The 14,161-nt window shown below is 63.3% G+C and carries 11 protein-coding genes; 9 read left to right on the top strand and 2 right to left on the bottom strand.

Annotation, left to right across the window (positions count from 1 at the left end):
• Positions 1-10 precede the first annotated feature (10 nt).
• Both QOL79_RS14890 and QOL79_RS14885 read left to right on the top strand, forming a co-directional pair.
• On the top strand, positions 11-1,609 hold the full coding sequence (locus QOL79_RS14890) for a S10 family peptidase (protein ID WP_058457466.1): 1,599 nt from the start codon (positions 11-13) through the stop codon (positions 1,607-1,609).
• Positions 1,610-1,700: 91 nt separating this feature from the next.
• Positions 1,701-2,603: a DMT family transporter gene (locus QOL79_RS14885; RefSeq protein WP_058457465.1), complete on the top strand. Its 903-nt coding sequence runs from the start codon at positions 1,701-1,703 to the stop codon at positions 2,601-2,603.
• Between the two features lie 102 nt (positions 2,604-2,705).
• Here the strand turns inward: QOL79_RS14885 and QOL79_RS14880 are convergent, their stop codons facing one another.
• Positions 2,706-3,659 (bottom strand): L-threonylcarbamoyladenylate synthase, encoded by a 954-nt coding sequence (locus QOL79_RS14880; RefSeq protein WP_283420057.1) that lies wholly within the window; start codon positions 3,657-3,659, stop codon positions 2,706-2,708.
• Between the two features lie 51 nt (positions 3,660-3,710).
• On the opposite strand from QOL79_RS14880, the gene QOL79_RS14875 reads away from it, so the two are divergent.
• The 7 genes from QOL79_RS14875 to QOL79_RS14845 all read left to right on the top strand — a co-directional run bounded on the left by QOL79_RS14875 (position 3,711) and on the right by QOL79_RS14845 (position 13,148).
• Positions 3,711-5,453 (top strand): acyl-CoA dehydrogenase family protein, encoded by a 1,743-nt coding sequence (locus tag QOL79_RS14875; RefSeq protein ID WP_058457464.1) that lies wholly within the window; start codon positions 3,711-3,713, stop codon positions 5,451-5,453.
• 115 nt (positions 5,454-5,568) lie between these two features.
• Positions 5,569-7,860: an EAL domain-containing protein gene (locus QOL79_RS14870; protein ID WP_058457463.1), complete on the top strand. Its 2,292-nt coding sequence runs from the start codon at positions 5,569-5,571 to the stop codon at positions 7,858-7,860.
• Between the two features lie 656 nt (positions 7,861-8,516).
• Entirely contained in the window at positions 8,517-10,469 is a 1,953-nt protein-coding gene (locus QOL79_RS14865; RefSeq protein WP_156416631.1) for a ribonucleoside-diphosphate reductase subunit alpha, read from the top strand.
• A 67-nt stretch (positions 10,470-10,536) separates the two neighbouring features.
• Positions 10,537-10,914, top strand: a complete 378-nt coding sequence (locus QOL79_RS14860) for an endonuclease domain-containing protein (protein WP_058457462.1) — start codon at positions 10,537-10,539, stop codon at positions 10,912-10,914.
• Between the two features lie 69 nt (positions 10,915-10,983).
• Positions 10,984-12,048: a ribonucleotide-diphosphate reductase subunit beta gene (locus QOL79_RS14855; RefSeq protein ID WP_058457461.1), complete on the top strand. Its 1,065-nt coding sequence runs from the start codon at positions 10,984-10,986 to the stop codon at positions 12,046-12,048.
• A gap of 134 nt (positions 12,049-12,182) precedes the next feature.
• Positions 12,183-12,413 carry a hypothetical protein gene (locus tag QOL79_RS14850; protein ID WP_058457460.1) on the top strand — a complete coding sequence of 77 codons (231 nt, stop codon included), beginning with the start codon at positions 12,183-12,185 and terminating at the stop codon, positions 12,411-12,413.
• A gap of 78 nt (positions 12,414-12,491) precedes the next feature.
• On the top strand, positions 12,492-13,148 hold the full coding sequence (locus QOL79_RS14845) for an MT-A70 family methyltransferase (RefSeq protein ID WP_058457459.1): 657 nt from the start codon (positions 12,492-12,494) through the stop codon (positions 13,146-13,148).
• Here the strand turns inward: QOL79_RS14845 and QOL79_RS14840 are convergent, their stop codons facing one another.
• Positions 13,149-13,979: a BglII/BstYI family type II restriction endonuclease gene (locus QOL79_RS14840; protein ID WP_058457458.1), complete on the bottom strand. Its 831-nt coding sequence runs from the start codon at positions 13,977-13,979 to the stop codon at positions 13,149-13,151. It abuts the gene before it with no gap.
• Positions 13,980-14,161 lie beyond the last annotated feature (182 nt).

Here is a 14,161-nt window from a genome sequence, read left to right as displayed (position 1 = left end):
GATCGATCAAATGAAGTTCGTCACAGCCGCCACCCTTGCCCTCGCCCTCGCCGGCTGCGCCACCGCGCAGTCGAAAGAACCGCGCCCCGCGTCCGAAGCCGCACCCGCCGACCAGCCTTATTTCACGCCGACCGAAGTCCGCTCGTCGGGTTCGGTCACGGTGGGCGGCACCGCGATTGCGTATCAGGCCGTCGCGGGAACGCTCATCGTCCACCCGAAGGGCTGGACCGACACCCTCCCCGCCGAGCGCAGGCGCGACAAGGATGCCGGCGGCGACGTCCCCGCATCCGAAGCCTCGATGTTCTACACCGCCTATTTCAAGGACGGCGCGCCCGCCGAGAACCGCCCGATCACCTTCCTCTTCAACGGCGGCCCCGGCTCGCCGACATTGTGGCTGCACATGGGCGCCTTCGGGCCGATGCGCGTCGAAACGCCCGATCTGGTCCACGGCTCCGCGCCCTATCGCACAATTCCCAACGCCTACAGCCTGCTCGACGCTTCCGACCTCGTCTTCGTCGACGCGCCCGGCACCGGCTTCAGCCGCGTCGCGGGCAAGGATAAGGAAAAGGCGTGGTATGGCGTCGACCAGGACATCCACGCCTTCACCGTCTTCGTCCGCGACTTCCTGTCGAAATATGGCCGCTGGAAATCGCCCAAATATATCTTCGGCGAAAGCTACGGCACGATGCGCGCCGCCGGGATGACCTTGGCGCTGCAGAAACAGGACATCGATCTCAACGGCGTGATCCTGCTCTCCGACATATTGAACTGGGATCTCCTGCCCGACGATCCGCAGGTCAATCCGGGCGTCGATCTGCCTTATGTCGTCGCGCTCCCGACCTATGCCGCGACCGCCTGGTATCACAAGCGCGCGGGCGCGGGACGCGAACTCCAGCCCTTCCTCCGCGAGGTCGAGACGTTCGCGACGACCGACTATGCTCTCGCGCTGATGAAGGGGAACAGCCTCCCCGACGGAGAGCGCGAGGCAATCGCGGCGCGGCTCCACGCCTACACCGGCCTGCCGGTCGCTTATCTGCTCAGGACCAATCTCCGCATCGAATATGGCGCGCTGCAAAAGGAACTGCTCGCCGACAAGGGGCTGACCACCGGCACGCTCGACACGCGCTTCACCGGCATCACGCTCGACCCGCTCTCGAAGGTCGCCTCGAACGACCCGCAGGGCGCGGCGATCGGCGCCGCCTATACCGCGGCGTTCAACGACTATGCGCGCGGCACGCTCGGCTATGGCGCGGGCCAGCATTATGAGGGCGCGCTCGATGTCTATGAAAGCTGGGACTACAGGCACCAGCCGCCCGGCGCCGGCCGCGCGCTGATCGCGCTGCCCAACGTCCTTCCCGACCTCGCCGTCGCGATGAAGCAGAATCCGAAGATGAAGCTGCTCGTGACCGGCGGCTATTTCGACGTGTCGACGCCCTATTATGCGGGCCGGTTCGAACTGCAGCATCTGCCGGTCCCGAAGGAACTGCAGGCGAACATCGCCTATCAATATTATCCCGCCGGCCACATGATCTATGTCAATGTGCCGCTGCTGGCCGAGATGCACCGCGACGTCGGCGACTTCATCCGGCGGACCGACGGGATAGACTAGGGACAGCGCGCGTATAGAAACTCACATGTTCCCGCGCAGGCGGGAGCAAGGCCTGCTTCATTCAAATCCAATCGCCTCGTAAAGGCCTACCATGCGTCCCGATTCGGCTTCCCCCGTCCTGCCCTTCCTCGTCGCCTGCGCGGGCATCGCGACCTTTTCGGCGATGGACGTGCTGATGAAGCGGCTGTCGATCGATATCGGCGCCTACAACGCCGTGCTGTGGCGGACCGGCGCCGGCACCCTGCTCAGCGGCCTTGCCTATCTCGCGATGCGTCCTGCGCTCCCCGACCGGACGACGATGCGCATCCATGCGTGGCGCGCGCTGTTCGTCGCGGGGATGGCGATCACCTTCTTCTGGGCGCTCGCCCGTCTGCCGATGGCGGAGGCGATCGCGCTCGCCTTCGTCGCGCCGCTGATGACGCTCTACATGGCCGCGATCTTCCTCGGCGAGACGATCGGCCCGCGTTCGATCGCCGCGTCGATGCTGGGGCTCACCGGCGTCGTCATCATCGTCGCGGGCAAGCTGGGGCAAGGCTCCTATAGCGAAGAAGCGCTGCTCGCGGTCGGCGCGGTGTTCCTCTCGGCTATCTTCTACGCCTATAATCTCATCCTCGCGCGGCGGCAGGCGAAGATGGCCGAGCCGATGGAGATCGCCTTCTTCCAGAATTTCTTCGTGACGCTCTTCCTCGCCTTCGGCGCGCCGTGGTTCGCGGTCGTCCCCGGCATCGACCACGCGCCCGCGATCACCGGCGCCGCGATTCTCGCGACGGTCTCGCTGCTGCTGTTGAGCTGGGGCTATGCCCGCGCCGAAGCGCAGATTCTGGCGACCACCGAATATACGGGCTTCCTCTGGGCGATGCTGTTCGGCTGGATCTTCTACAACGAGCCCGTCACCTGGCCGACGATCGCCGGCGCGCTGCTGATCGTCGTGGCCTGCCTGATCGTCGCGCGCAAGACCCCGCACGGCGATCCCGTCGAGCCCGCCGCCGCCTGATCTCCCCTCCCATTTATGGCAGCGGTCGGGGGAGGGCATGTCGATGTCGGGCGTTGGCGAAACAGGCCCTCCCCTAGCCCCTCGCGCAAGCGGGAGGGGGACTTAGACCGCCGCGCGCGCCAGCCGGTCGTTGATCGCCGCGCCCAGCCCCTCGCCCGGAATCGCCGCCACCGCGATCCGCGTCTTCGCGCTCGCCGCCCCCGCATGAAGCGCATCGAACAATCGCGCCGCCGCCTCGGTCAGATCGCCCGCCGCGCTCAGATTATAATCGCCCGAAAGATCGCCGAACCCGATCGCGTACTCGCCCGCCGCGAAATCCTCCGCGCCCAGCCGCACCGGCTTCCCCGGCGCATAGTGACTCGCGAGCATCCCCGGCGCGACGATCTTCGATCCCGTCGCGCCCGTCACCGGCACGCCGCTCGCCTCGCCGAGCATTGCCGCCGTCACCGGCCCCGGCCGCAGGATCTCGATCGCCCCATCCTTCACCCGCGCGATCGTCGACTCCACGCCCGCGCTCGTCGGCCCGTCATCGATCACCAGCGCGATCCGCCCGCCAAGGCTCGTCAGGACATGCGCGGCTTTCGTAGGGCTGACACCCCCGCTCGCGTTGGCGCTCGGCGCCGCGAGCGGCGCCCCCGTCGCCTCGAGAAGCGCGCGCATCGCGCGGTGCGCGGGCACCCGGATCGCCATCGTGTCGAGCCCCGCCGTCGCGATACGCGCGACCGGGCAGTCGTGCGTGCGCGGCACGACGAGCGTCAGCGGCCCCGGCCAGAAGGCCTCGGCCAGCTTGCGCTCCACATCTCCGAACACCCCCAGCGTCGCGGCGACCGCAAGGCTCGGGACATGGACGATCAGCGGGTTGAAATCGGGCCGTCCCTTCGCGGCATAGATGCGCGCGACCGCCTCTGCGTTGCGCGCGTCGGCGGCAAGGCCATAGACGGTCTCGGTCGGCACCGCGACGGGCATCCCCTCCCCGATCAGCCCCCCGGCGCGCGCGATTGCCTCTGGGCCGAAGGGACAGATAAGGGTGGTCATCGGCGTTTGATCGTCGGCCATGCCGCGCTATAGCGCCCGCGCAACGATATTCATCAGGAAAGTCGGCACCGCATGACTTATACGCCGCCCGTCACCGAACAGATGTTCGTCCTCGACCATATCGCGCGCATCGACGCGATGGCCGCCCACGACAAATATGCCGCCGCGACCCCCGACATGGTCGAGGCGATCGTCACCGGCATCGGCGAGTTCGCCGCCGACGTCTACGCGCCGCTCAACCGCGTCGGCGATACGCACAACCCGAAATGGCAGGACGGCAAGGTCACGATGCCCCCGGGTTTCAAGGACGCCTACAAGCAGTTCGTCGAGGCGGGCTGGGGCAGCATCGACGGCCCCGGCGACTATGGCGGGCAGGACCTGCCCTTCACCCTCGCGACCGTGGTGATCGAGGCGCTCGGCACCGCCAATATGGGCTTCACCCTCTGCAGCATCCTGACCCCCGGCGCGATCCACGCGCTGATGGCCTATGGCACCGAGGCGCAGCGCCAGACCTGGCTGCCCAAGCTCGTCACCGGCGAATGGAACGGCACGATGAACCTGACCGAGCCCGCCGCGGGCAGCGACGTCGGCGCGCTCCGCTCGACCGCCGAGAAGGTCACCGAGGGCGAGCATGCCGGCCTGTACCGGATCAAGGGGCAAAAGATCTTCATCACCTTCGGCGAGCATGACCTCACCGACAATATCGTCCACCTCGTCCTCGCGCGCACCCCCGGCGCGCCCGAGGGGACGCGCGGCATCTCGCTTTTCCTCGTCCCCAAATATCGCCTCGACGCGGACGGCAATCCGACGATCAGCAACGGCGTCCACTGCGCCTCGATCGAGCACAAGCTCGGCATCCACGGCTCACCGACCGCGGTGATGGTCTATGGCGACGGCGAGGATTGCCTCGGCGAGATCGTCGGCGGCGAGATGGGCGGCATGAAAGCGATGTTCGTGATGATGAACAACGCGCGGCTGATGGTCGGCTGCCAGGGCGTCCAGATCGCCGAGCGCGCGTTGCAACAGGCGCAGCGCTACGCCGCCGAGCGCGTCCAGTCGTCGCTCGCCGGCGCGGCGGACCGTACCCCGGTGACGATCGAGCACCACCCCGACGTCAAGCGGATGCTCTGGCGGATGCGCGCGCAGACCGAGGCCGCGCGCGCGCTGATCTATTACGCGTCGGCGCAAACCGATTTCGGCAAGCTCGGCGACGAAGCCGCCGCGCTGCGCGCCGAGGTGCTCATCCCGCTCGCCAAGGCGCACGCGACCGACATCGGCTGCGAGGTCGCGAGCATCGGCGTGCAGGTTCACGGGGGCATGGGCTTCATCGAGGAAACCGGCGCCGCGCAGCATTATCGCGATGCGCGCATCGCCCCGATCTACGAGGGCACCAACGGCATCCAGGCCGCCGACCTCGTCGGGCGCAAGCTCGGCATGGCGGGCGGCGACGGCATACGCTCGCTGATCGACGATATCGCGCGCGGCGCCGCCGATTTCCCCGAATTGGCGCAACTCGCCGAGGCGTGCCGCCACGTTACCGGCTGGCTCGAAACCGCGAGCATCGCCGACCGGCTCGCGGGCAGCTATCCCTATCTCACCATGCTGTCGACCGCGACCTGCGGCTGGCTGATGGCGACGCAGCACAAGGTGGCAGAGGCCGCGCTGGCATCGGGCAAAGGCGACGCCGCCTTCCTCCAGGCGAAGCTCGTCTCGACGCGCTTCTACCTCCAGCAGATCGTGCCCGCGGCGACCGGCCTCGCGGCGTCCGCGCTCGCCGGCGACGCAGCGCTCGCGCCCGTTCCCGCGATCGCCTGAAACATCAGGATTTCCGCGCCCTCCGGCGACCTGCCGGAGGGCGCGGAAAGATTCATAATTAACGCGATGCTAACCATCGGCGGCTAGGACGTTCCGGCAATTGCTGGAGACGTGCGTGCCCATTCCGGTAAAGAGTCTGATTATCAGCTGGCGCACGATCGGCCTGTCGCTGCTGCTCAGCGTCGTCGTCGGCCTGTCGTCGGTCGGCGAGCCCGTCGACCGCGTCATCGAGGCGTCGATCGGCCGCGTCGCGTGGCGCCCGGTATCGGGCGAAACCGTCGTCGTCGGCGTCGATGACAAGACGCTGCAATCGCTCCAGAATCAGGAGCTCACCGTTGCCAATCACGCAAAAATCATCCGCGCTATCAACGCTGCCGGCGCAAAGCGCCTATTCGTTGACTTTTCCTATCGGCGTCGGCTGACCGACCCCGATCTGCTAAAGGTCGCCGCGGCCGTGCATCAGATGGGGGACCGGATCATCCTCGCGGTTCCCGCGGCCAAAATACAAGGCACCGAGGTCAAGGTCGACTATTGGCCTCCCGCCTCGATGGGGGATCGGGCAAAACGCGCCTGTATCTGTTGGGAGTATGAATTTTGGCAAGTCTGGCGGGTGCCGCTTGCGGTGTCGGTCGACGGCCGCGTCCTGCCCAGCTTCGCCGCGCTGCTTGCCAACCGTCCGCTCGACAAGCCGTCGGTGTTTCAGCTCGATTATTCCTACGACACTTCGACCATAAAGGAATATAGTGCGGTCGACCTGCTCACGGGCCGCGTGGGCGCCAAGGAACTTCGCGGTAAAGACGTCATTTTCGCGCCGACAAATTCGGCGGCGTTCGACCAGCATTTCCTGCCCGGCCATGACACCATGGCGGGCGCCTATATTCACCTGATCGCCGGTGAAGCGTTGAAGCGTGGCACTCCCATCGATCTCGGCTTCCTGCCCGGGCTTGCGCTGACGTTCGTGGCGATGATGGCGTCGCTGGCTTTTCGCCACGGCCGCTGGTTCGTTCGCATCGCCTTCGCGATGACGCTCGCCCTGATCGCCGCCAAGGTGGCGCTCAGCCTTTCGCTCGTGTCGACCCAGATCGGCGCCGCCTGCTTCCTGATCGCAACGCTCAGCGCCAATGTGTCGCGCACCCGTCGCCGCGACTCGGCACAGCGCGAAAATCCGGTGTCGGGACTTCCCAATTTCGAGGCGCTGCGCTCGCAAACGCCCTTCGGCAGCGCGACCGTCGTCGCCGCGAAGGTCGTCAATTTCGAGGATCTCGCCGCCTTCATCCCGGGCGACGGCATCGGCCAGCTCGTCGAACAGGTCACCCGCCGCCTGCAACTCGCCTCGCAGGGCACCGTGCTGCACCACGACCTCGACGGCACTTTCGCGTGGCTCGTCCCTTATTATCAGCACAGCCAGATCGAGGGGCAGCTCGCGGGGCTCGCCGCGTTGTTCAACGCGCCGCTGACGATCGGCGAGCTCCGCGTCGACGTCGCGATAGCTTTCGGGGTCAACGACGAGTTCGAGGGGTCGAACGCGCAGCGCCTCGCCGCCGCGCTCGTCGCCGCCGAACAGTCGATTCGCACGCGCTCGCTGTGGACCAAATATACGCCGCGCGAAAAGGAGGATGCCGGCTGGCAGCTCTCCTTCCACTCGCAGCTCGAGGATGCGCTCACCGGCGGCGACATCTGGGTCGCCTTCCAGCCGCAATATGAGATCGCGTCGAAGCGGCTCGTCGGGATCGAGGCGCTGGTGCGCTGGACGCACCCGACGCGCGGGCCGATCCCGCCCGACGAGTTCATCGTCCAGGCCGAAAAGAGCCAGGACATCTATCGCCTCACCCTGTTCGTGATGGATCAGGCGATCCGCTCGGCGGCGCAGCTGCGCGAGCGGGGCATATCGGCGCATATGTCGGTGAACCTGTCGGCGACCTTGCTCGACCATCGCGACCTTGTCGGCACGATCCGCGTCATGCTCAACGCGCATCATCTGCCGCCCGAACTGCTCACGATCGAGGTCACCGAAACCGCGCAGATCGAAAACAGCCGCGAGGCGCGCCAGACGCTCGCGCAGTTCCGCCGTGCCGGCATCCGCCTGTCGATCGACGATTATGGCACCGGCCAGTCGAACCTCGAATATCTGACCGAGATCGAAGCCGACGAGATCAAGATCGACAAGCGATTCGTGATGACGATGCGCGATTCGCAGCGCAACCTCGAGGTCGTCAAATCGACGATCGAACTTGCGCATCGCCTGGGCGCCGTCGCGGTGGCCGAAGGCATTGAAGATGCACCGACTTTGGCCCTGCTCGAACAATTGGGGTGCGATATCGGTCAGGGATATCTGCTTGGAAAGCCGCAACTATTTTCCGAGCTGGTCAACAGCCTCGCCGCCACCCCGCAAAGCCGCACCGCCTAGCCGCCAAAATGGCCGTAATTGTTAAGGTTAAGACTCGCTTTACCATATCGATTAAGGTATATGCTGCGTTAACTGTTCTTCGTGGGCAGTGCCAACAGGAGATCTGACATGGGTTGGTTCTGGAAGTTCCTGGGCGGCGGCGGCACCGGTAACGGCGGCGGCGACGCGTAAGCCAGGATAGAGATCAAAAGGGTCCCGGATGTTTCCGGGGCCCTTTTTCTATGCCCGCTGAATGCCCACCAGATGTTGTGGTCACCCCCCGAATTTTTTCGGGCCGCCGTGCCTCTTTTGCCACAGCGCGCCAAACCCCGCGGAAACGCGGGCGATCGCGCTGTGAAGTGTGCGATCCCGTCGACGAAGCGAATCAAAATATCGACGAGTTGAGTCGCGAAGCTGTCATTTAGCGTCTTGCATCGACGCGCCGACGTGGCACTATGGATGGTGGGTAGACCACGGGGGCACCCCAACAAATAGTATTTGGCCGGAAGTGGCGGATTTCCGTCGTCCATCCCATATGGACACGGGAAAACCCCTTCTGCGCCCGAAAATAAGTGCCCCGACGGTCGCTGGAGATGCTAAGACTGGGGCTTCGCCCCGAGTCGAACAGGACGGGAACAAACGCGCTGCGCGCGCGTCGGGAAATGGGGGCGATCTAGATGGATTTTCGCGAAACAGAGCGGGTGGAGACGAACGACGTGGCAACGATGGAACTGACGAAGACGGACGCCCCGGCGGCCACCGAATCGAAGGCGGAAGGCAAGGCGGAAACGCCTGCGAAGCTTAACGATTCGGGCGAGCCCGCGGTGCACGCGCGCCGATTCGACGTCGCCGTCGACCGCAGCCGCGATTCGCTGCTCACCGACTTCGGCAAGGAGACGCTCGAGGACCGCTACCTCCTCCCCGGCGAATCCTATCAGGACCTCTTCGCGCGCGTCGCCTCGGCCTATGCCGACGACCAGGAGCACGCCCAGCGCCTCTACGACTATATCTCGAAGCTGTGGTTCATGCCCGCCACCCCCGTGCTGTCGAACGGCGGCACCGGCCGCGGCCTGCCGATCAGCTGCTACCTCAATTCGGTCGACGACAGCCTCGAGGGCATCGTCGGCACCTGGAACGAGAATGTCTGGCTCGCCAGCCGCGGCGGCGGCATCGGCACCTATTGGGGCGCGGTGCGCGGTATCGGCGAACCCGTCGGCCTCAACGGCAAGACCAGCGGCATCATCCCCTTCGTCCGCGTGATGGACAGCCTCACCCTCGCGATTTCGCAGGGCTCGCTCCGCCGCGGTTCGGCCGCCTGCTATCTCGACATCTCGCACCCCGAGATCGAGGAGTTTCTCGAGGTTCGCAAACCCTCGGGCGACTTCAACCGCAAGGCGCTGAACCTCCACCACGGCGTCCTCATCACCGACGAGTTCATGGAAGCGGTGCGCGACGGCAAGGAATTCGACCTCCGCAGCCCCAAGGACCAGAGCGTCCGCGGCACCGTCGACGCGCGCTCGCTGTTCCAGAAGCTCGTCGAAACGCGCCTCGCGACCGGCGAGCCCTACATCATCTTCATCGACCAGGTGAACCGCATGATGCCGAAGCATCATCGCGACCTCGGGCTCAAGGTGTCGACCTCGAACCTCTGCTCGGAAATCACGCTGCCGACGGGGCGCGACCATCTCGGCAACGATCGCACCGCGGTCTGCTGCCTCTCGTCCTTGAACCTCGAAACCTGGGACGAGTGGAACGGCGACAAGCTGTTCATCGAGGATGTCATGCGCATGCTCGATAACGTCCTCCAGGACTATATCGACCGCGCCCCGCCCGAAATGGCGCGCGCCAAATATAGCGCCAGCCGCGAACGCTCGGTCGGCCTCGGCGTCATGGGCTTCCACAGCTTCCTGCAGGCGCGCGGCCTGCCGTTCGAGGGCGCGATGGCGAAGTCGTCGAACCTGCGCATCTTCAAGCATATCCGCGCGCAGGTCGATCAGGCGTCGATGCTGCTCGCCAAGGAGCGCGGCCCCTGCCCCGACGCCGCCGATCAGGGGGTGATGGAGCGCTTCAGCTGCAAGATGGCGATCGCGCCCACCGCGTCGATCAGCATCATCTGCGGCGGCACCAGCGCGTGCATCGAGCCGATCCCCGCGAACATCTACACGCACAAGACGCTCTCGGGCAGCTTCTCGATCCGCAACCCGCACCTCGAAGCTCTCCTCGTCGACAAGGCGAAGAACAGCGACGCGATCTGGAATTCGATCCTCGAAAAGGGCGGCAGCGTCCAGCACCTCGACTTCCTGACGCAGGACGAGAAGGACTGCTACAAGACCAGCTTCGAGATCGACCAGCGCTGGCTGCTCGAACTCGCCGCCGACCGCACGCCGTACATCGATCAGGCCGCCTCGCTGAACCTGTTCATCCCGGCCGACGTCGAGAAATGGGATCTGCTCATGCTCCACTACCGCGCGTGGGAACTCGGCATCAAATCGCTCTACTATCTCCGCTCGAAATCGGTGCAGCGCGCCGGCTTCGCGGGCGGGGTCGAGGCCGACAACACCGCCGAAGCGCCGAAATATGAACTCAGCGCCGAAAGCACCGATTACGATGAATGCCTGGCCTGCCAGTAAAGCATAAAACCCCTCTCCCCTTGTGGGAGAGGGAGGGGCCCGTCGCCGCGTGAGCGGCGATGGGAGGGTGAGGGGAAGAGGCCGCAAGGCCGACCTCCCCCGGTGGACGACCGAAAGAGCGCGCACGCTCCGCCGCGAAGCCACCGATGCCGAGAAGCGCATGTGGCGCGCCTTGCGAGAGGCTTTTCCTCACGCAAAGTTCCGCCGCCAGCAAGCTCTCGGGCCCTTCTTCGCCGATTTCGCATCGCACGCCGCGCGGCTGGTGATCGAGGTCGACGGAGGGCAGCATGGCGAAGCGGTCGCCTACGACGAAGCGCGGACACGCTTCATCGAGGGTGAAGGATACAGGGTGATCCGCTTCTGGAATGACGATGTGATGACGAATATCGAGGGCGTGCTGATGCTGGTTGAAACCGCACTCACCCCCTCACCCTCCCAAGGCTGACGCCTTGGGCCCCTCCCTCTCCCACAAGGGGAGAGGGAATCTGGACCGAGTTTCGACTGGAGTACGCCGATGCCATTGCTGGAAGCCCGCAAGACCTACAAGCCCTTCGAATATCCCTGGGCCTATGATTTCTGGAAACGCCAGCAGCAGATCCACTGGATGCCCGAGGAAGTGCCGCTGGGCGAGGATTGCCGCGACTGGGCGCAGAAGATTTCGGATCACGAGCGCAACCTGCTGACGCAGATCTTCCGCTTCTTCACCCAGGCCGACGTCGAGGTGCAGGATTGCTACCACGACAAATATGGCCGCGTGTTCAAGCCGACCGAGATCAAGATGATGCTGACCGCGTTCAGCAACATGGAGACGGTCCATATCGCGGCGTACAGCCACCTGCTCGACACGATCGGCATGCCCGAGAGCGAATATGGCATGTTCCTCGAATATGACGAGATGCGCGCGAAGCACGACTATCTCGGCACCTTCGGGGTGGACAGCGACGAGGATATCGCGCGCACCCTCGCGATGTTCGGCGGCTTTACCGAAGGGCTTCAGCTCTTCGCCAGCTTCGCGATGCTGATGAACTTCCCGCGCTTCAACAAGATGAAGGGCATGGGCCAGATCGTCAGCTGGTCGGTGCGCGACGAAAGCCTCCACTGCGAGGGGATCACGCGCCTGTTCCACGCCTTCGTCAAGGAACGCGACTGCCTGACCAAGGCGGTGAAGGAAGACATCATCGACTGCTGCCAGAAGACGGTGCGGCTCGAGGATGCGTTCATCGACCTCGCCTTCGAACAGGGCCCCGTCCCCGGCATGACGCCGAAGGAGATCAAGCGCTACATCCGCTACATCGCCGACTGGCGCCTGGGGCAGCTCGGCTTCCAGCCGATCTACATGATCGACGAGCACCCGCTCCCCTGGCTCGCCCCGCTCTTGAACGGCGTCGAGCACGCCAACTTCTTCGAAACCCGCGCCACCGAATATTCGAAGGCCGCGACGCGCGGCGACTGGAACCAGGTCTGGACCAGCTTCGACAACCGCAAGAAGGCGAAAGCCAACGACGACGGCGCCGCGGCGATCGAAGCGAGCGACGAGGGCGAGGATATGTTCGCCAAGGCGGGCATCGCCGCCGAATAATGTTCCAAACCCCTCCCCTTGTGGGAGGGGCAGCAAGGCTTGCGGTCCTGAGCCTGTCGAAGGGCCGCTAGTCGCAGCGGGGCGGGCCGGACAGCTTACGCGGCCCGCGATAAGCAGAGGCAAAGGCCCCCAAAATGACCGACAAGAAAAAACTCAAACTCCTGACCCTCAGCCAGCCCCAGCGCGCGACGCTGGAAGGCCTCTCGAACCGCCGCCCGCAACTCCCGACCGACCCCATCCGCGACGAACTCGTCGCGCTGGGCCTCGTCGTGAAGCAGGGCCCGAAGTGGGCGCTGACCCCGACGGGCAAGAAGGTGCTGGCGGCGGGGTCTAACCGGCGGAATGCGGGCGGGTTTTCGGTTTGAGAGACAACTAAGTTCAATTCAGTGATGGCAGCAACGTAACTGCTTGACGCTCTCAGCAAGCTAGGCCAAGATCTCATTATGTTCTCATCTGACGCCCCGCTCAGCGACGCAGCCATCAATCTACTCGCAACCGCGCGAGGCAAGAAATTTGGAACGATTCTCGCCGATCCCCCATGGCAATTCCAGAATCGTACTGGAAAGGTAGCTCCAGAGCATAAACGTCTTAACCGCTACGGGACCATGACGCTCGAGGAGATTTGCGCGTTGCCGGTATCTGATATCGCGGATGAACCCTCGCATCTATATCTTTGGGTGCCGAACGCTCTTTTGCCAGAAGGCTTGAGGGTGATGGAAGCGTGGGGCTATCGCTACATCTCAAACATCGTATGGCATAAGGTCCGTAAGGATGGTGGCTCCGACGGACGCGGTGTGGGATTCTACTTCCGGAACGTCACAGAATTGTTGCTGTTCGGTGTACGCGGGAAGAATGCCCGCACTCTCGATCCGGGCCGCAGCCAGGTCAACATGCTGCAGACGCGGAAGCGTGAACATAGCCGAAAGCCCGATGAGCAATATAAGCTCATAGAGGATTGCAGTTGGGGGCCCCGACTGGAAATGTTCAGTCGAGGGAAACGGCAAGGATGGACCGTTTGGGGCAATCAGGCCGACGATAATTACAAGCCGACTTGGGACACTTATAATTATAATAGCTCAGCAGAGATCGCGGCTGAATAATTATAGATCCTCCTCATCCTCAGTGGGTTCAGACAAATTTCCCAGATCACCTGTATCGCGGATGATCGGATGATCATTCTTCCAGTTTTCAAAGTCCGAAACAACCTTCGGCGTAATACCGATTGCTAGTATCGGACAACCTCCATTACGCGCAGCGTCCAGTCGATACGTAAGCTTACCCATCCAAGTGGTGCTTGCGCCATATTTGCTCTTAAAATCTTTGATATTAACTCTATCGCCGATTTCTCTAAACATCGGCGCCAGCGACGCATCTCGAGTAAGCAACACTCCGGCATCAATGATGCCGGCTTCATAAAAGGCTCGCATAGCATAAAGATCACGATCAAAAGTCTGATCCTTGCTATTCCATTCAAGATCAAATGCGACCCTATTCTTTACAAAATCAATTTTATGCCCATCGATAACCTTTAAGATTTTGAATCTTTCTGAAGAAATAACGGTCTTCTTCTGACCTCTTTTTCCGTGATCAGGATTTGGTCGCGTCACGATCTTTTCAATCAGCATGTCCGCTCTGATACGAGTTTCATGCCAGCCCTTTGGATTCAACAATGAATCCATGTTCTTTGCGATTTCGGACTTGTTTCCACCTCCCTTCACCATTTCAGGCGTCGAGATAGAGAATGCCATTAAGCTATCGACTAACTCGGACAAGTCCGACTGAGCAGCGCTCGACAAAATACGAGCTGCATTCCGATAGCTAAGAACATTAAAGCGATCCAGAAACGCTCGGGGCAGAATATTGCCGAGATCGTCATCTTTGGCGGAAAGCAATGGGGTTTTCTCAAGCAGAGAATCGTAGTCGTCAGTCATTCTGGCTTTGTTAGCCAATCAAGCCCGCTTGGCAACTACCCGACACTTTTGGCCTTCACTGTACCCGCAATCTTCCCATTTCGTTACGCGGCCCTCTATTCATCGCAACCCACGCATCCCGCGCGCCGCCTCCGCAGATCCGGAATTACGATGACAGGTATAACAATCCCAAATTAGCCAGA

This window comes from Sphingopyxis sp. Geo48 (genome assembly GCF_949769155.1).
In the GTDB taxonomy this organism is placed as follows: Bacteria; Pseudomonadota; Alphaproteobacteria; order Sphingomonadales; family Sphingomonadaceae; genus Sphingopyxis.
This window is presented reverse-complemented; position numbering and strand designations above follow the sequence as displayed.

Bases quoted from the DNA above. Each gene is read 5' to 3' on its own strand.
- QOL79_RS14885 (WP_058457465.1), top strand. From the start codon at position 1,701: ATGCGTCCCGATTCGGCTTCCCCCGTCCTGCCCTTCCTCGTCGCCTGC.
- QOL79_RS14865 (WP_156416631.1), top strand. From the start codon at position 8,517: ATGGATTTTCGCGAAACAGAGCGGGTGGAGACGAACGACGTGGCAACG.
- QOL79_RS14890 (WP_058457466.1), top strand. From the start codon at position 11: ATGAAGTTCGTCACAGCCGCCACCCTTGCCCTCGCCCTCGCCGGCTGC.
- QOL79_RS14845 (WP_058457459.1), top strand. From the start codon at position 12,492: ATGTTCTCATCTGACGCCCCGCTCAGCGACGCAGCCATCAATCTACTC.
- QOL79_RS14880 (WP_283420057.1), bottom strand. From the start codon at position 3,659: ATGGCCGACGATCAAACGCCGATGACCACCCTTATCTGTCCCTTCGGC.
- QOL79_RS14875 (WP_058457464.1), top strand. From the start codon at position 3,711: ATGACTTATACGCCGCCCGTCACCGAACAGATGTTCGTCCTCGACCAT.
- QOL79_RS14850 (WP_058457460.1), top strand. From the start codon at position 12,183: ATGACCGACAAGAAAAAACTCAAACTCCTGACCCTCAGCCAGCCCCAG.
- QOL79_RS14855 (WP_058457461.1), top strand. From the start codon at position 10,984: ATGCCATTGCTGGAAGCCCGCAAGACCTACAAGCCCTTCGAATATCCC.
- QOL79_RS14840 (WP_058457458.1), bottom strand. From the start codon at position 13,979: ATGACTGACGACTACGATTCTCTGCTTGAGAAAACCCCATTGCTTTCC.